15 protein-coding genes are annotated in these 18,217 nt (G+C 65.6%); 9 read left to right on the top strand and 6 right to left on the bottom strand.

Annotated features, from left to right (window positions below):
• Window positions 1-173: 173 nt before the first annotated feature.
• A complete protein-coding gene (locus ACIBVN_RS13455) occupies window positions 174-635 on the top strand; it encodes a hypothetical protein (RefSeq protein ID WP_397135913.1) in 462 nt (153 codons plus the stop codon).
• Window positions 636-896: 261 nt separating this feature from the next.
• Window positions 897-1,592, top strand: coding sequence for an LmbU family transcriptional regulator (locus ACIBVN_RS13450; protein ID WP_397135911.1), 696 nt, complete (start codon window positions 897-899; stop codon window positions 1,590-1,592).
• Between the two features lie 288 nt (window positions 1,593-1,880).
• On the opposite strand, the gene ACIBVN_RS13445 is transcribed toward ACIBVN_RS13450, so the two are convergent.
• The 4 genes from ACIBVN_RS13445 to ACIBVN_RS13430 form a co-directional block, all read right to left on the bottom strand.
• Window positions 1,881-2,537, bottom strand: coding sequence for a hypothetical protein (locus ACIBVN_RS13445; protein ID WP_397135909.1), 657 nt, complete (start codon window positions 2,535-2,537; stop codon window positions 1,881-1,883).
• A gap of 145 nt (window positions 2,538-2,682) precedes the next feature.
• The gene (locus ACIBVN_RS13440) at window positions 2,683-3,357 is read right to left on the bottom strand and encodes an O-methyltransferase (protein WP_397135907.1); all 675 of its coding nucleotides are present in this window, start codon (window positions 3,355-3,357) and stop codon (window positions 2,683-2,685) included.
• 249 nt (window positions 3,358-3,606) lie between these two features.
• Window positions 3,607-5,349, bottom strand: coding sequence for an ABC transporter ATP-binding protein (locus ACIBVN_RS13435; RefSeq protein ID WP_397135905.1), 1,743 nt, complete (start codon window positions 5,347-5,349; stop codon window positions 3,607-3,609).
• 26 nt (window positions 5,350-5,375) lie between these two features.
• On the bottom strand, window positions 5,376-7,259 hold the full coding sequence (locus tag ACIBVN_RS13430) for an ABC transporter ATP-binding protein (protein WP_397135903.1): 1,884 nt from the start codon (window positions 7,257-7,259) through the stop codon (window positions 5,376-5,378).
• 440 nt (window positions 7,260-7,699) lie between these two features.
• On the opposite strand from ACIBVN_RS13430, the gene ACIBVN_RS13425 reads away from it, so the two are divergent.
• From ACIBVN_RS13425 to ACIBVN_RS13395, 7 genes are all read left to right on the top strand, one after another.
• Complete coding sequence (locus ACIBVN_RS13425; protein ID WP_397135901.1) at window positions 7,700-8,779, top strand: Gfo/Idh/MocA family protein; 1,080 nt, start codon at window positions 7,700-7,702, stop codon at window positions 8,777-8,779.
• Between the two features lie 10 nt (window positions 8,780-8,789).
• A complete protein-coding gene (locus ACIBVN_RS13420; RefSeq protein ID WP_397135899.1) occupies window positions 8,790-9,818 on the top strand; it encodes a glycosyltransferase family 4 protein in 1,029 nt (342 codons plus the stop codon).
• A gap of 40 nt (window positions 9,819-9,858) precedes the next feature.
• Entirely contained in the window at window positions 9,859-11,661 is a 1,803-nt protein-coding gene (asnB, locus tag ACIBVN_RS13415) for an asparagine synthase (glutamine-hydrolyzing) (RefSeq protein WP_397135897.1), read from the top strand.
• 120 nt (window positions 11,662-11,781) lie between these two features.
• Window positions 11,782-12,588, top strand: a complete 807-nt coding sequence (locus ACIBVN_RS13410) for a hypothetical protein (protein WP_397135895.1) — start codon at window positions 11,782-11,784, stop codon at window positions 12,586-12,588.
• On the top strand, window positions 12,585-13,760 hold the full coding sequence (locus ACIBVN_RS13405) for an IMP dehydrogenase (protein ID WP_397135893.1): 1,176 nt from the start codon (window positions 12,585-12,587) through the stop codon (window positions 13,758-13,760). Before ACIBVN_RS13410 ends, ACIBVN_RS13405 begins: the two co-directional genes overlap by 4 nt.
• On the top strand, window positions 13,757-15,193 hold the full coding sequence (locus tag ACIBVN_RS13400) for a glycosyltransferase family 4 protein (protein WP_397135891.1): 1,437 nt from the start codon (window positions 13,757-13,759) through the stop codon (window positions 15,191-15,193). The genes ACIBVN_RS13405 and ACIBVN_RS13400 overlap by 4 nt, the downstream gene beginning before the upstream one ends.
• A gap of 10 nt (window positions 15,194-15,203) precedes the next feature.
• Window positions 15,204-15,332 carry a transposase gene (locus ACIBVN_RS13395; protein WP_397135978.1) on the top strand — a complete coding sequence of 43 codons (129 nt, stop codon included), beginning with the start codon at window positions 15,204-15,206 and terminating at the stop codon, window positions 15,330-15,332.
• 81 nt (window positions 15,333-15,413) lie between these two features.
• On the opposite strand, the gene ACIBVN_RS13390 is transcribed toward ACIBVN_RS13395, so the two are convergent.
• Complete coding sequence (locus ACIBVN_RS13390) at window positions 15,414-16,754, bottom strand: condensation domain-containing protein (protein WP_397135889.1); 1,341 nt, start codon at window positions 16,752-16,754, stop codon at window positions 15,414-15,416.
• Between the two features lie 281 nt (window positions 16,755-17,035).
• Window positions 17,036-18,214 carry an acyl-CoA dehydrogenase family protein gene (locus ACIBVN_RS13385; protein WP_397135887.1) on the bottom strand — a complete coding sequence of 393 codons (1,179 nt, stop codon included), beginning with the start codon at window positions 18,212-18,214 and terminating at the stop codon, window positions 17,036-17,038.
• Window positions 18,215-18,217 lie beyond the last annotated feature (3 nt).

Below are 18,217 nucleotides of genomic sequence, written 5' to 3'. Positions count from 1 at the left end.
GCCATGAAACGGACACTCAGGCCGTTATCGATACCTCGCCGTGGCCCTGGTTCGACCCCCGACTTGCTGTGGACATACCACTGCTATACCGCCGGTGTTTAGCATTCTTCGCGGTGCTCTGATCACAGGCGGAGCACCGCGAAGTTTTCGTTAACTGACAAGGATCGAATCTCATGCGAAAACTCTCCCCCTCGAAGATGCTCGCCACTGTTGTCGGGGTCTCTGCGGCCTTCGCCGTACTGACGCCGGCCACGACCGCCATGGCCTCCACCACCACCGCCTCCTCGAGCGTCTCTTCGGCCAGCTGCAAGGACAAGTGGAGCAAGCTGAACACGAAGGACGGCTTCGTCAGCTACGTCCTGAAGCTCTGCAGCAACGGCTACGGCGAGGCGCGCGGCGGCGTGACGGACACCAAGAGCGACGCCTGGACGACCGTGGTCGAGGTCTCCTTCAAGAAGAGCAACGGCGACGAAATTTACGGCGGGTACAAGGAGGCCGGCCGGAACAAGGGCAACAAGAGCTTCAAATGGTCCACGACCCGCACCAACCTCGACCGGATTACGATCAGGGCCAAGCGCTGCCTCCCGGGCACGATCGTGTGCAACAACACCAAGACCTACACGCTCTACCCCTGATCTGAGGCGTGGCAGTCGGGTCGCCAATGGTGGCTGGATTCCGAGAATCGAATTCGAGGACGGCATCGAGGAGCTGGCGGGCAAGCCAGAAGGCGTCAGCCGCTTACCTTGAGGACTCCGACTACCCTCCGGGAAACCCTGCCACTCACGAACAGAGGCGTCCATGAGACTCACAGGTCAATCGTTTGGACTGGCTCAGCTGACACGGCAACGAGGGTGACGCCTTTTCATATACGCCGGAATATATGGGAGCTGCCGCAAGTGACAGTATCCGCGTTCAATTCCGCAGAGGCCATATCAAAGAAGGCCCCGGTCTGCCTGCAGAAGTCGGGCCTGGTCTTTTCAGGTACCCCGACCTTTCGCGCATGGGAACTCATCGGCCTGGAACTCCTTCGGGCGGCCAATTCTTCCACCTGGTGGATAGCCGACTGGCTCGCCTATGGGGAATCCGCGTTCCAAGACCGTTACCAGGAGGCCGCGCGAAAGACTTCGCTCAGTTACCAAACCCTGCGCAACTACGCATGGGTGGCCCGACAGTTCGCGCTGCCACGCCGACGGGACCATCTCAGTTTCGGCCACCATGCCGAGGTGGCCGCCCTCGATCCCCCCGAACAGGACTACTGGCTGCGCAGGGCCGAAGAGTTCACTTGGTCACGGAACAAGTTACGCAATGAGGTGCGGGCGAGCCTCCGAGAGCGGCAAGGGCCTAAGTCGATGGCTGGCGCCGACGAAATTCCAGTCGAGGAAGCGCACAACCCCGCGAGCAACAACGGATACCCCTGGGTGGGTACCAAGGGCTTGAGCATCAAGCTCTCACACGAACAGCTCAATCGCTTGACCGCGACAGCAAACTCCCACGGACTCAGTCTTGAGGAATGGGCGGTCCAGGTTCTCGAGTTCGTGTCCAACAATCCCGTCCAAGCCGCGGCAATGCCCTTGGAGAGCATCAACGACTGAGCCTGGGGCCACGGCTTGATTCTTTGTGGTCATCCCTCGGTCCGGCCTGGGCGGGTGCTGCCGGTGATGATCGCCACCGTTAGCGTCCACGGGAGTGGTGTACGGTTTGATCTCGTTCGTCTTTGATCTCGTTCGTCGCCTTGATGCCCGTAGGGGAAGATCGATGTGACATGAGGGCGGCCACTCCGCGATCCATCACAGCTGTCGAAGGCATACGGGATCAGCACCACCTGACGGAACGGGGGCACAGTGCGACCGCTTTGGGGTGTTCCCGTTCGTCGTGCCGAGTCAGTGCAGGGCTTCCTCCAGGACTTCTAGATAGGCGTACCCGGCCGAGAGGCTGTCAGTGAGCCCGAGCGCCGCGAATTGGTCGAGCAACTGACGCAGGGCGGCGAGATGGTCTTTCCAATCGCCGTCAGACGCATGGGGGCCGCCGAGGAACTCGATCGTCTGGGCCGTCTCCGGCGAGCGGCGGGCGAGTTGCTTTCCGGCGACCGGGACGAGCGCCAGCCGCATGGCCTTGTGGTCGTGAGGGGTCTTCGGAGTTGACGACTCGTGTTGGCCGCGATTGAGATACTCGGAGAAGGTGGCCGAGGTCCGATCGATGTCGCACCGGTCGAAGAGGACGGTGCTGTCGGAAGGCCAGTTCGCCAGAGAGACCGGGTGAATGTGCCAGTCGATCCAGAGCGGAAGCCCGTCCACGACGTACTGAGCGCTGACCGCTCTGGTGCCGAGAGGGCCGTTGTGGCGGGCGTCGATGGCGAAGGTCAGCTGGCCTGGACCATTGGGAAGGCGGTCAGCCGTCGCGTAGTCATCGAGGTGCGCGTCCTCCGCGATGAAGAGGAGGAGGTCGATGTCGCTCCAGTCGTCGGCACGACCGGCGCCCAGAGAGCCGACCAGAGCGGCGCCGACCATCAACTGATCGTCTTGGAGGGCGTCGGTCACGACGCTGAGCCAGCGGTCCCGGATCCGGGCGAGACGAGGAGCCGGCGGTCCAGTGTTCTTCATACTCATCGCGACCAATCTTAGCGAGGCAAATGCCAGACTTTATCCTTTTGCCACGGTGACGGAACCGGCGCCCTGGGAGCGGCTAGATACGCCCCTCCTCCCACAAGGCCAGGCCGGTTCCTGTGAAGTGACCAAAACCGGTCAAATCAAGCTTCGGAAGATCGAGCGTGTGCCAAAATTCCAGCATATTCCACAGTCGGATATCGTCGAAAAGCAAGGGCGTCCCCGGTCTTATCCCGACCGTGCCGAGGCGGGACATAAGGCAAGGTTCGAACTCCCCATCCTTGGGGCCGTCCAAAAAGATAAGATCAGCCGTTCGTAACAGTTCCGCATGCGCCTCGAACACTTCGAGGCGGCACAGATCGCCGGTGATCGGCGTCAGCCGCCCGTCATCCAGGTCTTGGGCACGGAGCAGGGTCTGACCCACCTGTGACCACGGGACAACGTCGAACGTCACCAGCCGCCCGGTCACCGGCAAGTTCTCCAGGAGGGCCAGTGCGCTGGCTCCGTCGAAGGTGCCTATCTCCACCACCGTCTGCGGTTTCAGCAGTTCGACGATCGAGGCCAGCAGCCGATAATGCTGCCCCGGCCACACGAACACCGAATCCGTCGCACCGCGCTCACGCAGCAGGCGCAAGGGCTGGTCAAGCGCCCGTTCGACAGCGGTGCCCGCCAGCGAGAGAAGCGCACGCAGGCTTGGTTCGTCATGGTGATCGTCTCGCATGATCGCGCTGATGTAGGACTCGGGCGCGCCCATACTGTCGAGCCTCGCGGACGTCCACCGCAGGTCGAGCTCCACAGCACTGGCGAGCCGCCGCAGGAGCGACCGAGCCATGGTCGTCAACTTTCCGCGCGGGTACAAAGACGAGGCCCCGATGGCATTGTGATCGCATACCAGACCCAGCGCTTCGCCACCCCTACTGCTCGGCAACGAATGCGAATCATTTCCGTGTTCTGCCACGCGATACCTCCCGGTTGATCGTTTGAGCGAGCGGCCGGCGGACTGTCATCTGTATGCCTGGACCTGGGTGTTGTAAAGCTCGGCATAATGGCCGCCGAGGGCGAGCAACTCGGCATGACTACCGCTTTCGGCAACCCGTCCATCAGAGAGGACGACGATGACGTCGGCCATGTGGACGGTGGAAAAGCGGTGGGACACCAATATGGTGATCGCACCACGTTGCCGGGCCGTTTGTGCCTGATGAGCGAAGCTTTCGAAAAGGTCGTGCTCCGCCTGAGGATCGAGCGCCGCGGTGGGTTCGTCGAAAATTTGCAGCAACGGAGAAGTGCGCATCATCGCGCGCCCGAGAGCCAACTTCTGCCATTGGCCATGCGAGAGGTCAGTGCCGTCGAAGACGGTCCCGAGCTGGGTGTCCAGGCCGTCGGGGAGGCGCATGACGGTTTGACGGGCTCCGGCACGATCCACGGCGCTCTCGATCGCGTCGCTGTCGTCGATGTGCCGCAGGTCTCCGACACCCACGGCTTCCCTGGCGCGGAGTTGGAGCTTGGCGAAGTCCTGGAAGGCGCCAGCACAGCGGGCCGACCATTGCGCGGGGTCGATGTCGGCCAGACGCCGGCCGTCGATGTCGATCGAACCCTGGTCGGGCCGGTGCATGCCGGTCAGCAACTTGACCAGGGTGGTCTTTCCCGCGCCGTTGACGCCGACGAGGCCGACGGTGGAGCCGGCCGGCAGGTCCAGGTCGATGTCCATGAGGCAGGGTGTCTCGTCGCCGGGGTAGGAGAAGGTGACGCCGCGCAGGCTGATGCCCGTGGTCAACGCATCGGGCGCGGAGGTCATGCCTTTGGGGAGGGCGTCCGCGTAGTCGTGCAGCCACAGGTAATGGTCGGTGATGTGCCCGGCTTGGGCGATCGCACCGGCGCCGGTCACGCTGCCCGAGACCTGTTGGCGGAGCCGCTCGGCCAGCCAGATCACCAGCACCACGTCTCCAGTGCTCGCCCGGTCTGCCACCGCCAGGTACGCCACGATGGCCAGCGCGCCGGCCAGCCCGGCGAAGAAGCAGCTCCAGCCAAGCGCCGTCCATGCCATCCCCTTCAGCAGGGCGATGCGCTGCTGCCTGGTGGCCTGCTCCCACAGCCGCTCGGCCCGGTGGCTGAGCTCGCGTCCGTTGCCGGCGATCAGCACCTCCTTGGCCGACTCGGGTTGCAGGCACAGCGCGTGCATGGCTTCCTCATGCCGGACGGTCTGTGCGACCGCGTCTTGAGCGGTGTGTCTGAGCCGCTGAGCCTTGCCATTGCAGACGAGCACCGGCGTGACGCACAGGGCGAGCAGCGACAAAGCGGGGTGGATCTCGGCCAAGAGAAAGAGGCTCAGGCCCAGGCTCGCCACGGCGGCGAGGGTCTCGACGACCGTCCAGCACAGCGCCGCCAGGGAGAACGTGCCGCGCCGCAGCGTCGTCAGCCGGTCCAGGTACTCGACGCGTTCCAGGTGCTCAATGGTGGGGATGTGGGCGGTGACGCGCAGAACCTCGTGCTGTACGTGCACCGACACCCGGTCGGCCAGGTAGGGTCGCAGATTCATCTGCACCCGCTCAAGCGCCGAGGACATCGTGTACGCCAGCACACCGACGATCACGGCGGCCGCCACGCCGCCGACGTCGCCCAGCCCTGCGGCGTCGACCAGCCAACGCTGGCACACCGCGGTCCCGGCGACCACCCCGGAGGCCAGCACCACCAATAACGTGGCGACAGTCGCCACTCGGGGATCCGCGCGGAAGGCCAGCACCAGCATGTGCCAGGTGGTGCGTATCCTGTGGGTCATCCTGCCACCGTCGAATCGTCGGGATCACCGAGGTCGAAGCGGGCGGCCTGCAGCCCGAACAGGCGGGCGTAGCCGCCGCCGCGGGCGAGCAACTCCTCGTGGGTGCCGGACTCGTGGATACGGCCCTCGGCCAGCAGGACGATGCGGTCGGCATGCCGTACGGTGGAGAGCCGATGTGAGATCAACACCATCGACGCACCCTGGGCGGCGGCCACCACGTTCTGGTAGAAATCCGCCTCAGCCCGTACGTCGAGATGAGCGGTCGGCTCGTCCAGCACGATCAACCGGCGCCCCTGCGCGACGGCATACAGCACACGGGCGATCGCCAGTTTCTGCCACTGGCCGCCCGATAGGTCCTGCCCGCGGTCGCCGCCGCGCCACAGCGGTGTGTCGAGCCCGCGCGGAACCCGATCCACCATCTCGTACGCGCCTGCGCGTAGCAGCGACTGCTCGACCAGGGCGTCATCGACCGGCCGTTCGGGAACCGATAATGCGACGTTGTCGCGCACCGAGGCGGGATAGCGCACGAAGTCCTGAAAAATCACACTCAACCGCCGCCGCCAAGCCGCGAGGTCCAGCCCGGACAGGTCCACACCGTCCACCAGGATCCGCCCGGCCGTCGGCGTGTACAACCCGGCCAGGAGCTTGGTCAGCGTGGTCTTGCCGACACCGTTCACACCCACGACGGCCAGAACCCGGCCGGGTTCGACGCTCAGGTTGAGACCGTTCAACACCGGCCGCTCACTTGCCCGATAACGAAACTCCAAGTCCTCGAACACCACCGACGGCGCATCGGCTTCGAGATCGGTCTCAGGGGCGGGAGCGGCGTTCAGCATGCGGGCCGGTCCGTGGCGTGCGGTCAGCCGCTCAAGGGCACGCATCGCTCGTGTCCCGCGCTCGATGTCGACGGATTCGCTGAAGTCGCTGGCCGTGAAGATCGCTCTGGCGGCCACCACACACGTGGCCAGCGTTCCCACCGTTATCGCGCCGGCGGCGGCGGCCAGCCCCGGCACCAGCAGCGCCGCCAACGCCGATCCTCCCGCGAGCATGATGGGAAGGACCTGGCGGCGCAGGATCCTGCGGTGAGTCGCCCAGACTTCGGACGCCGTGCTCAAGCGGATGGTCCGCCATCCCTGTACCACCCAGTCCGCCAGTCCGAACAGCCGCACTTCCTTGGCCGTCTTCACACCCGCGGCCAGGCTCGTCCAGTACTGCACCCGCCGCCCGTCCCTGGCCAGCGACTCCTCCAAGCGCGCCAGATGCATCCACTGACGACGGATGATCGCGCGTATGAGCAAATTCACCGCCAGGAGCCCTATCGCCAGAATGGGAAAGTACGCGGCGAGCACGGCTGCCGCCATGACCGCACCGATCACACGGCCGGCCAGTTGAATCAGCCCCAGGGCCGCGACACCGGGCGAGCGGATCGACCAATCCCCCGGTGCGCTCGCCCGCGACGCGTCGTCGTGAAACTCTGGCCCTTCCAAATGCGCGATGCCGGAAGGCGCCAAGGCCATGGCGCGCACCTGCGTACGCACCCAGCCCTCGATACGGCGCGACACGGCGAAGTGGAACAACTCCCGCAGCGAATCCATCAGGTTGATCGCCATCAGCACCACGGCCAGTGCCGCGACCAGCACCGCGACCTCACCAACCCCACCAGCGGCACCGACATGCGCCACCACCGCCCCCGTGATCAGCGCGGCCACTGAGGGGCCAGCGGCCTTGGCAGCCAGGACTAGCACCAGTCCGATCAGATCGCGCCTCCGCGCGTGCCGGAGCATTCGCAGTACACACGCCTTCTCCCCTATTTGGTCGCGATATGTCGACCAGTGCAGCGGAGCCAGCGACAGGCCGGAATCATGCTCGTTCAATCTCAAGGGCGTAACTCCATGTCGGAGAGATGACGAATCAGCCGGTGAGAAGAGCCGGCAATAATCATCGAATCTCGTTTCACGTGCCACGTCATTGAATGTTCGGCCCGTGCGATGCCGCGGCTGCCGCGGAGACCTGGCGTCGAGATTAGGGCACCAGGACCATCGCAGGGCAAAGCGCCGTGTGCGTAACCGTGCGCTTACGTATGGCTCGCCAGATGACGGGCCGTGGCCCGCTCCACCCGTGCCGAGTGTCCCGCCGGCGAGACAACGGCTCCCGGTCGCTCATCAACCGTTCTCGATTGTGGCGCGGTGCCGGAGTATTGGCCTCTGCGGTTAAGGGCGGTGAACGTCCTGAGCGGCACAAGCCTGGCCGATCATGGAATGGAAGGGCGGAGAATGACGCCGGAACACCTCAACCGTGGCCGGTCGCATGGGAGCGGGGCGTGAGTGGCAATCGCCGGTCACCGCTGCGTTTGCTGGTTTTCGGCGCTGATGGGTGGGCCGGGGTGTGGCATGAGCATTTCCTGCCCGCCGTGGCCGACCGGGCCAAGGTCGCCGCTCTGGTCGACCAGGACGCGACGAGCTTGTCGGACCGTGCGGCCGCACTGGGCGTGCCCCGGTCCGCCGCCTTCCGCTCGATCGACGAGGCGGCTCGGGCGCTCGGCCAGGGTCTCGACGTCGATGCCGCCGTCGTCGTGCTGCCTCCGGAGTGCCATCGCGACGCGATCTGCGCGGCGGCCGAAAGCGGACTGGACGTTCTCACGGAGAAGCCGCTCGCGAGCGATCCCAAGGCCGCAGCCGACATCGTTCGGGCGGTCCGGTCGTCCGGGGTGAAGGCACAGGTGATGCAGAATTACCGACATTACGGTCCTATCAGGACGGCCAGATCGGTGCTCGCCGACGGCGGTCTCGGCCCGCTCAACCTGCTCGTGGCGCGCTTCCGAGTCGACTACCGGGAGCCGCGGAGTTGGGGCGGCAACCGGCACGACCATCCGCACGCCGCCCTCTTCGAGGCAGGCGCGCACCACTTCGACCAAATTCGTCATCTCACCGGGGAGACCCCCGAGTCGGTGTGGGCGGACGAGTGGCGGCCGAGTCATGCGACCTCGTTCTCAGGGGCGCCATGCGCCCTGGTCGGAGGGGTCTTCCCGTCCTCGGCCCGGTTCCTCTACGAGGCGAGTGCGGTGGCGGCCGGACAGCAGGACAGCTGGAAACGGGAGAGCTACCGGGCCGAGTGCGCAGGGGGGACCCTGCGTGTGGTGGACTCCTCCGTGCTCGTCACCGTTCACGGCCCCGACGGGACCGTGGAGAGCGAGGTACCGGTGACCGCACCGCCTCTCACGGGGCATCGGGCGGTCATCGACGAGTTCGTCACCTGGATCTCCGGCGGCCCCGCGCCCGCCACGCGTCTGGCCGACAATCTCCGAACGATGGCGACGATATTCGCCGCCGTCGAGGCCGCGGAACTGCGGGGAACGGTACCCGTCGCCAGGCACATGGCCGCGCTGACCGGAGTCGGGTGACCAGGCCGAGATGAGAATCCTGCAGATCTCCAGTTGCTGGGCGAGGACTCCACCGGACGGTTTCGGCCCCGCGGAGGAGGTGACGTACGATCTGTCCGTCGAGCTCGCCGCCGCGGGGCACGACGTCACGGTTTTCGCCACCGGCGACTCGGCCGTCGGACTCCCTCTTGCCTTTCATTTCCCCACACCGCCCGCGTACAGCCCGACGAACCCACGCACGCACGTTGAGGCGGCCATCGAATATGCAAATTCACATAAGTTCGACATCGTTCACAACAATGAGTCGAAATATGGCGCTCTGCTGGCCCACACCATTCGGTGGCCCACGATAACCAGGGCCAACTGGTTGTTCGACGCCGACTTCACCGAGCAATTCCATCGCCTGGGCGAGCGGGTGATGCGAGCCACCAAGTTCGTGGCGATCAGCCATCGGATGCGTACGCTCCTGCCGGAGTTGTCATTCGTGGGGACGGTGCACAACGGGATCGACGTCGAAGGGTTTCCCTATGGGGCGGACAAACAGGATTACGTCCTGTTCCTCGGCCGGATCATCCCGGAGAAGGGGGCCGACCTCGCCATCGAGGCCGCGCGGATCGCAAGAGTCCCCCTCGTCATCGCTGGGCAGATGCTCGACAGACATCGAGAGTTCTTCGAGCGGAAGGTGGCACCGGCGCTCGGCGATGATGTGGTCTGGTACGGGCCCGCCTCACGCTCACAGGCGAAACAGCTCCTGCGCCACGCGCGTGCCCTTCTCATGCCGTACCGGTGGGAGGAGCCGTTCGGGAAGGTGCTGGTGGAGGCCCAGGCGTGCGGCACGCCGGTGGTTTCAGTCCCGAGTGGAGCCGTACCGGAGGTGGTGGCCAACGGGGTCACCGGCTGGCTGCGCGCCACCCCTGAGGAGATGGCCGCCGCCCTTCGCCAGGTCGGCAGGCTCAGCTCTCTCGCGTGCCGGGAATGGGCACAGACCCGCTTCTCCCGCGCCAGGATGGCGGCCGACTATGCCCGCCTGTACGCCGAGCTTCTGGCCGGCGATGCATGACCGTACGTGCCCGGCCGGGCACGGAAAGGGAAGCTGACGGATGTGCGGGATCGCCGGGTTCACCGGCCCGAAACGTCCGGACGACGCGGCGCTCCTGGTCACCATGGCCCGGCGGATGGTCCATCGCGGACCCGATTCCGCGGGCACGTACGATTCACCCGCTGGTTCGATGGTCGTACGCCGTCTTGCCGTCCGAGGTGGGCCGACCGCCGACCAGCCATTGCTGAGCGAGGACGGATCCATCGCCGTATGCGGCAACGGCGAAATCTACAACTACCCCGAACTACGCCGTGACCTGCTGGGCCGAGGCCATCGTTTCCGCAGCACCTCAGATCTCGAGGTGATTGTTCACTTGTACGAGGAATGCGGCACCGGCCTGTGGAAAGAGCTGGTCGGCGATTTCGCCGTCGCCGTCATCGACAACCGTTCGCGGTCCGTCGTGCTCGCCAGGGACAGGCTGGGCATCCGCCCGCTGTACGTCACCGAGATCTGCGGACGGCTCGCCTACTCATCCGAAATCCGGCCGCTGCTGGCGGTCGGCCCCGAGCCGACCACCGCGAGCACTGCCGGCATCGCCCTCTATCTTCAGCACCAGTTCGTTCCCGCGCCGCTGACCGCTTTCCACGGCATTTACAAGGTGAACCCAGGCACTCAGTTGGTGATCCAGGACGGCCGAGTGCGCGAGCACCGGTATTGGAGCCTTCCGGAGCGTCCCGCCGAGGCCGCCCACTCCGGAGCGGAGCTTCCGTGGCTCCTCGGGGAGGCCGTCAGCCGGCAAGGCGGCTCCGTGGACGGGCCGGTGGGCCTGTGCCTGAGCGGCGGGCTGGACTCCGCCGTCATCGCCGCCCTGCACCGCACGTGGGCCGACCGGCCGTTGACCACCTTCACCATCGACTTTCCCATCGCGGGGGACGGCACCCGTTCCGAGGCCGGCGCCGCCGCAGCGCTGGCCGGCCGACTCGGTGTCGAGCATGTCGTCGTGCGCCTGTCCGCCGACAGCTATCTGGAGACGGCTACGCGGGCGGTTGAGACTCTGGAGGAGCCGATCTGTGACCCGACGGCGGCGCTGCTCGACCGCATTTCGGCGGAGGCGGCAGGTCGCGGGATTCGGGTGCTCCTGTCCGGTGAGGGAGCGGACGAATTGTACGGCGGCTACGCGCAGTACCGCCGCTCGATGGCCGGGGAACGGCCGTGGATCGGCGGCCGCCGGCTGCTGAAGTCGCTCGATGACGGCGGCCCGTGGCCGGAATTGCGACTACCCGGCGACGGCCCGGCCGAACTGCCGCTGACGCGAGTGCTGGGACGCAGCGATGCCGAGACGATCGAGGTGCTGCACGCTGCGGCGGTCAACGTCGAGCCCAAGGGTTCGGGGACGGAGCTGCTCTACCGCTACGGCCGGGATGACCTGCGGGGCTTCGTCCCCAGTACGTTGCTGGCCCGGAGCGACAAGATATGCATGGCCAACTCGGTGGAAGGCAGATATCCGTACCTCGATCACCGCGTCGTCGAGCATGGGCTGTCCATGCACGCCAACCGCAAGCTCTCGGCGGAGGCGGACAAAGCGGCACTGCGTTCCCTGGCTCTGGACCTCGGGATCCCCGCCGCCGCCCAGGCCACGAAGAGCCCGTTCTCACTACCCATGGCCGCGTGGCTGGCGGGGCCGCTCCAGGTCGTCGTGGCTGATCTGCGACGGCTGGCGGACAAGGATCAACTCGGGCTTCGGCCCGGCCGATGGCTGCCAAAACTGATCACCCCGGAAGACCGCCTGGCGCCCGGCGCGTTTCCGTCCGATATCTGGAGCATCTATTCGCTGCTGGCATGGGCCAACACATTTCTGCGGTAGAAACCACAGTCATGGCACACACGCCACTATCCGGTCGAGCAGCGGGACCATGTACGATCACCGCGAATCGAGATCGATCCGCTCATTTCAATGTCAGGCATCAAGCTCGGGGGTACAAGAATGAAGCCCGACGTCATCTGCCGGTGGGCGAGCTGGAATCCGACCATCGAGGGCTGCTACATGCTCAGCCACAGCATCGGGTCGTTTCAGCGATTCCTTGGTTCGACCGCGGAATATGTCGTTTACGCGGACGATCCCGAGTTCGTCGCAGCGCATCTGCTGGTCGAGGCCGAGGTGCGGCAGCTGGACGGTTCGCCGCGATCCCGCTACCTCCGGCCGGAGGCGACGTGGCGTAAATGGGCGCCCATGCCCCGGGTCGATGCCGGCAGGACCGAGTTGCGTATTGACTCTGACATATTTCTGCTGGCCGAGCCGGTCGAACTGCGGCGTTTCCTGGCCCGTGGTGGCCCTTCCTATCTGGTGTCAAGTGAAGAGTTCGTGGCATTGTGGCCGTACGGGAACTTCGGCGGGAAACTGCCGTCCCGCTTTCTGCCCATCAACGCCGGCCTGGTGGGCCAGGCTCCGGGTTGCGATCTCACGCCCCTGCTCGATGCCGAATTCGATTGGTGGGAAGAGTCGATCGCCCCTGACGAGGTGAAGTATCACGATGAGCAGGGGGCGGTCGCAGTGGTCATGCAGGCGCTGGCGGAGGAAGGCGAGGTGACGGTCCTCGACCCTGCCCGTTACCGAATCGTCTGCCCACTCAATCGACCACCAGTGCGAGATGTGACCGGTCTCGTCATGCTTCACGCGACGTACCCGGAACATCCGGCGTTCTGGCAGTTCCTACCAGAGATCGCGCAAATGAGCGGTATCACAGCCGATCCGGCCGAGGTCGGCCTGACAATGAGGAGACATGTCTCATGAGTGACCGGTCCCGTTCGGCTCTGAGGAGCACAGAGGCCATTCCGACGGCCCTGGCGATCGAGGACGTCCTGCTCGTGCCGCGGCGCAGCCCCGTGCGAAGCAGGCGCGACGTCGATTTGAGCTCGACGGTTGTCGGCGACCTGCGCCTGTCGATCCCGATCCTCTCCTCGAACGTGCCCTGGTGCACGGAGACGGCGATGGCCGTGGCCATGGCCCGGCTGGGCGGGATGGGCTGCGTTCACCGGATGCAGACCATCGACGATCAGGCGAATCAGGTCCGGCAAGTGAAGCGGGCTTCCACTGATGGGAGCGGCTCGCTCGGCGTACCGCCGTCTGTCGACGGTGATGGCAGGCTACTCGTCGCCGCCGCGGTTGGGGTGGCCGACGATTTCGTCAAGCGGGCGGAGGCGCTGGTGGACGCCGAGACGGACGTGCTGCTCGTGGACGCCGCGCATGGGCACCTGGAGCTTTCGCTCAACGCGGTCCACCTGTTGCGCGAGCGCTACCCCGACCTGCCGATCATGGCTGGCAACGTCGCCACCGCCGAGGGGGTGGAAGACCTCGTCGCGGCCGGCGCGGGAGCGGTGAAGGTCGGCATCGGCCCCGGCGGGGTTTGCACGACCCGAGCCGTCGCCGGGGTTGGCGTGCCCCAGTTCACGGCGGTGCTGGAGTGCGCCGCGGCCGGCCGGGAGCTCGGCGTGCCGATCGTGGCGGACGGCGGCATCCGCAAGGCTGGGGACATTACCAAGGTGCTCGCCGCCGGAGCGGCATCGGTGATGCTCGGCTCAGCGCTCGCGGGTACGGAGGAGAGCGCGGCCGTACCGGGCGAGGACGATGGCCACAGTGTCCGGTCGTCCACCGGTTATGTCTCGCTCGGTATGCGTCTCACGCTCCGCCGGGCGGAGGGGCTGGCGGTGTCCCGCGAGGACTTCGATGACTACGTACCCGAAGGCGTGGAGGTGGCCTTCCCGGCGACCGGCCCGCTGCGTAACGTCTTGCGGCAACTCACCGGCGGGGTGCAATCAGGGCTCAGCTACTGCGGCGCTCCCGACGTACCGACGTTGCAGGCGGTGGCCCGGTTCGTCAGGGTCACGCCGGGCGGGATGCAGGAGAGCCGGCCCCATGCGGGGGAGGGCGACGGCCGCCTCATCGGCAGGTTCGGTGCGTCATGAAAGTGGCCGTTTTCTCACTTGGCCCGGTGTTCCCCCGCCATGTTCACGGCGGCTCGCAGCGAACGTTGATCTCCGTCGTCCGTCATCTGGCCGACCAGGGGCATGAGTGCGACATTTACTGCACCCTGCGGGACGACAACGCGCAGTCCTTCGAACTGGCCCCCGGCGCGCGGGTGCGCCCGTCGCTCCGTTTCAAGCAGACCTTCCCTGAGCCGTACTACACCGCGCCTTATCACCTCGCCTCCATCGCGGAGACGCTGCGTACGGCGGCGAGCGACTCGGACGTCTTCTACATCCATGACTCGGAGCTGGTGTTCAGCCAGATATACGACGACGTGCCGGTGGTTTCGGGGGTTCAGGATTTCGTCTACCCGACGACGTTGGAAGGCGTCTTCTCCTTCCGCGGGCGACAGTTCATCGCCATTTCTGAATATGTCAAGCAATGCATGTCCGCCACGCTCTCCCGGCTCTCGGACAAGCACTCGGCCTCCGTCCAAGTCGTCCCAAACGGCTTCGACCTGTCGGTGTTTCGTCCAGTCGACTCCTCTCGCATGGCATCCGAACTGGGCATACGTCCCGACTGGGTGCCGATTCTCTTTCCGCATCGCCCGGACCCGCGCAAGGGCCTGTTCCAGGCCATCTCCGTGATCGCCGCCGCCCGTGAGCACCTGCCACCCGAGATCTTCGCCCGGCTACGCCTGCTCGTGCCGCGCTGGATGGACTCGGAGCTCGTAGGAGAGGAATCCGGCCACGAATATCAAACTCTCTACCGGGAGGCGGAGAAGTACGCGATCGAGAACGACCTCGGGCGGCTTCTCCACGTACATCCGTGGATATCGGCGGACCGCATGCCGGAGTACTTCTCGCTCGGGCGATTGACGTTGTGCATCGGTAACTTCGTCGAGGCGTTCGGCAACGTCTCGGTGGAATCCCAGCTGTGCGGGACACCGACCATCGTCAGCCGCGTCGGCGCCCAGCGGACCGTTCTCCCGGACGAACTGGTCGCCAAGGTCGACTACGGCGACATCAGCGGATGCGCGGAGCTGCTGGCGGCCCTGCTGCTCGATGAGAAGTCCTTCGATACCCAGCGCTTTCGCGAGTTCGTCGACGCCACCTACAGCGAGCGGGCCACGGTCGCCGGGTATCACGAGGTGTTCGCCGGCTCGGCGGCTGGACGGCGTACCGGGACGCCTTTGACGCAAGGGGGCAGCGGTTATGGCATCCCGCCTTGGTGCGCACTGACGGCGCACGGTTACTACAGCGATTACCTGCACGCCTACGCCGAAGACCGGGAATTGTTGTCGCTGCTGTCGGCCACGCCTGACGGAAATCTGTCGGCCAAACAGGGGATAGCACCGGACAAGCTGACCCGATGGGAGGCGGAAGGGCTGCTCATGAGACAGCGACCGCCAGGCGGCCGCCCTTCCCGTTAGAACCCACCAAATCCTGTGGCGCACTCGTGCGAGAGTGCCATGGCGAGACCTACCTTCGCGTTTCGGGTCATGGGAGACCGTCCATGGACGCCATCCCGCCGATCAAGGGATGGGCGTGGGAGTCGAGGGCGCGAAGTAGACGACGAGCGTGTGACCATCGACATGCCGCGAGGCAGCATGACCACCAAGATTCACGTGATGGCGGATCGGCGCTGCCGACCTATCGCCCGTCCCTTTCGGCTTCGTCCACCAAAGTAGCTTCGATGAGCTGGACCGTGGCTTTTATCTGCTCAGGCGGAAAGTAACTGGTGTCCCCGATCACTTGGTATGAGAGCCCGCCGAACACGCTCAGGAACAATCGGATCCTCTCGTTCTCGAACCGGCGCCGCCACGTGAACGAGCTGTCCTGGAGGAGGTCCCGCGGCCCTGCTCCATCTGGGCATCCCGGGTCGCCGTCAATGGCCGCGCCCTGGGAGACCACGTTCAGGGTGATCAGATCCGAAATGACGCTCGGGTGGTGCATCTCATCCAGCATGGCTTTGACATGGTCCGGGTCGTACTGGCTGCATTGATAGGCCCTCAACGCCGCCAGGTGCACTGAGCGGACCAGCTTCGGAAACGGAGCCCCCCCGTTTTCCAACAGTACTGGGATGTTCTGGCACAGGTAGAGGACAGACCGTTTGACCTCGGGAGCGAACCGGTTGCTCACCCGGAGCAGAACCGGAAGCGTGTCACGGCCGGCGTACACGGTCAGGACACGTGATGCCGCAGCCAGGAATACCGACGCCTGGCTCACCCCGTGCCGGGCGGCCAGCATCTGGGACGCGCGTAGGGACGCCTTGGACAAGTAGTCGCCTTGCCAGAACCGTGGCGCCATCGGCTCAGCCCTTGGGGTGAAGGCGTCAGCCGGCGGTGGACATGAGCTCAGCACCTTGTGCCAGTAGGCCGCCACACGATCGCCCAAACGAGGTGCGAGCACTTCCCGCTCGTAGCGGGCCTGCTCGATGGGTTGCCTGGTCACCGGCGGCAACTCACGCGCGCCGGTCAGCAGTGCCGCGAGCTCGTCCAGTAGCAGTTGGTTTGCCCAGCCGTCGACGACCAGATGCGAGAGGCACAGGACTACGGTCCGCACCCTGTCACCTACCATCACCAGGCCCACGCGTAACGGCAGGTCCACCGCCAGGTCGAAGCGTCTGGCGCCGAGACCCGACTGCGCATCGCACAGCCGGCGCGCTGCCTCGGGTCCTCCGGCCAGGGTGACTGGTATCACGCCCTGCCCTCCGATCGTCTGGAGCGGCCGGTCATCGTCGCCGGTACGGAATGTGGTACGCAGTGCGTCGTGCCTGGCGACCAAGGTGCGGAGCGCCGTCAGCACCCGGTCGACCGAGGAGCCGCCATCAGGCACGTCCAAAGTCAGCGTCACGTTGAGATGCTGATCATCAGGGGCGATGGCACGAATGTTGTTCCACATGCCCTTCTGCGCCCAGGCGAGCGGGCCGCTATCGACACGACGGGCCGAGAACTCAAGCGACAGTGAGCCCATCTGCTCCGGCAGATCCACTGACTTCACCTATCTCTCGTTCTGTGGTTTGTGCAGACAGGGCGAGGTGCTCCATGCTCAGACGGGCGTGGAACTGCCCTGGACCGGGCGTCCGCTCTGCCTTTCCTCGCCTTGAAAGGTCAGCGATTCGGCGAGGGGAATTCACCGTTCACAGGGACGATCGCGTCTCGCCATCATCTCGGATGGAGTGCGCGAGTGGACCTGCGATTTGGAGCTCACGTCCGCTGGGCTGAGGCGTTTCGAAGACGGCGTAGCCCGTGATGATCTTCGCAGTCTTGTCGCTACTGCTTCTGCTCCATGATGAACGTGCCCAGGGCCAGGTTCACGGCGGGCTGCCTTGTGCCCTCTGCGACGCGGGCAAGTTGGAGGTCGCGCCAGCACCGCTCCAGCGGATTGCCTGTCACGAGCACCGACCCGCCGAGCAGTTCGACCAGCCGGGAGACGCACGAATAGGCCATAGACGCCACCGTGCTCAGGATGGCCGCGTGCCAGGGGCGGGAGGCTTCCCGCTGCTCCGTGCCTGCCAGCGCGGCCTGCTCCAGTCCTTGTACGCGATTGTAGAAAAGGCTCCGGGCCTGCAGAAACTCCGCCGTGGACAGCCCGATCGCCAGATCGCCGGAAAATCGCTTGGCGGGGTCGGCGGCCGAGCGCCTGCGGGTCAGTTGGTCGTGGGCGTAAGAGAGCGCGCAGCGAGCTATGCCGAGGAAGACCGCGCCCTGCATGAGTATGGATTGCCATGCGCCGTAGTATCGGCAGGACTGAGGCCGATTCGCCGAATCACCGAGGTCAGAGAACCAGTACACGCGTTCCCAGGGAACGCGGACATTCGTCAAGCGCACGATTCCGGTGAGAGAGCCGCGCATGGAGTGAAGGTAGGAGGCCGGTTCGCAGGTGATGCCCGGCTGCCGCGCGTCGATCATCATCGTGCAGCCCCTGGCCTCGCCCGACACCGGGATCTTGGCTGTGCAGGTCAGCCAGGTCGCGAGGGGAGCTCCTGAGCAGTACTGGAGGATGCCATCCAGCTCGACGCCGTCTGCCGCCTCTCTGATGGCCAGGCCGGACCTGCTGTGCGACCCGGCGAAGAGAGCCCCCTGCCGCACCACATCGGTGAAGTACTCCCCGCATCTGCCATGGGTGGCGGTGGGCAATAAGAAATGCAGCCCCTGTTGGATGGTGAAGAGCCAGCCGAGCGATCCGTTCTTGGCACCCAGCATTTCCAGGAAGCGCGCCGCGTAACTGACGGAGGCGTCGCGGCCACCATGTTCCGCCGGCACGGTGTCCATCAAGAATCCCTCGCCGACCAGCGACTTCAGCGCCCCGGCCGCCCCGTCGTCATCATCGGGACAATCGGTGAGGAGTTCCCGCGCCATCGCCAGTCGCGCGGCCTCGGCGTCATCGAGTACGGGAATCGCGCTCTCGTAGGATTCGTCCCAGGTCATTTCGTCCAAAGCCTGCGGCATGGA

This window comes from Nonomuraea sp. NPDC049400 (genome assembly GCF_044466425.1).
Taxonomy (GTDB): domain Bacteria; phylum Actinomycetota; class Actinomycetes; order Streptosporangiales; family Streptosporangiaceae; genus Nonomuraea.
Note: the sequence above shows the minus strand (reverse complement) of the source record. Positions and strands in the feature narration are given on the sequence as shown.

Excerpts from the sequence above, each read along its gene's own strand:
- ACIBVN_RS13455 (WP_397135913.1), top strand. The coding sequence starts at position 174 with ATGCGAAAACTCTCCCCCTCGAAGATGCTCGCCACTGTTGTCGGGGTC.
- ACIBVN_RS13440 (WP_397135907.1), bottom strand. The coding sequence starts at position 3,357 with ATGGGCGCGCCCGAGTCCTACATCAGCGCGATCATGCGAGACGATCAC.
- ACIBVN_RS13435 (WP_397135905.1), bottom strand. The coding sequence starts at position 5,349 with ATGCTGGTGCTGGCCTTCCGCGCGGATCCCCGAGTGGCGACTGTCGCC.
- ACIBVN_RS13420 (WP_397135899.1), top strand. The coding sequence starts at position 8,790 with ATGAGAATCCTGCAGATCTCCAGTTGCTGGGCGAGGACTCCACCGGAC.
- asnB (WP_397135897.1), top strand. The coding sequence starts at position 9,859 with ATGTGCGGGATCGCCGGGTTCACCGGCCCGAAACGTCCGGACGACGCG.
- ACIBVN_RS13410 (WP_397135895.1), top strand. The coding sequence starts at position 11,782 with ATGAAGCCCGACGTCATCTGCCGGTGGGCGAGCTGGAATCCGACCATC.
- ACIBVN_RS13405 (WP_397135893.1), top strand. The coding sequence starts at position 12,585 with ATGAGTGACCGGTCCCGTTCGGCTCTGAGGAGCACAGAGGCCATTCCG.
- ACIBVN_RS13400 (WP_397135891.1), top strand. The coding sequence starts at position 13,757 with ATGAAAGTGGCCGTTTTCTCACTTGGCCCGGTGTTCCCCCGCCATGTT.
- ACIBVN_RS13385 (WP_397135887.1), bottom strand. The coding sequence starts at position 18,214 with ATGCCGCAGGCTTTGGACGAAATGACCTGGGACGAATCCTACGAGAGC.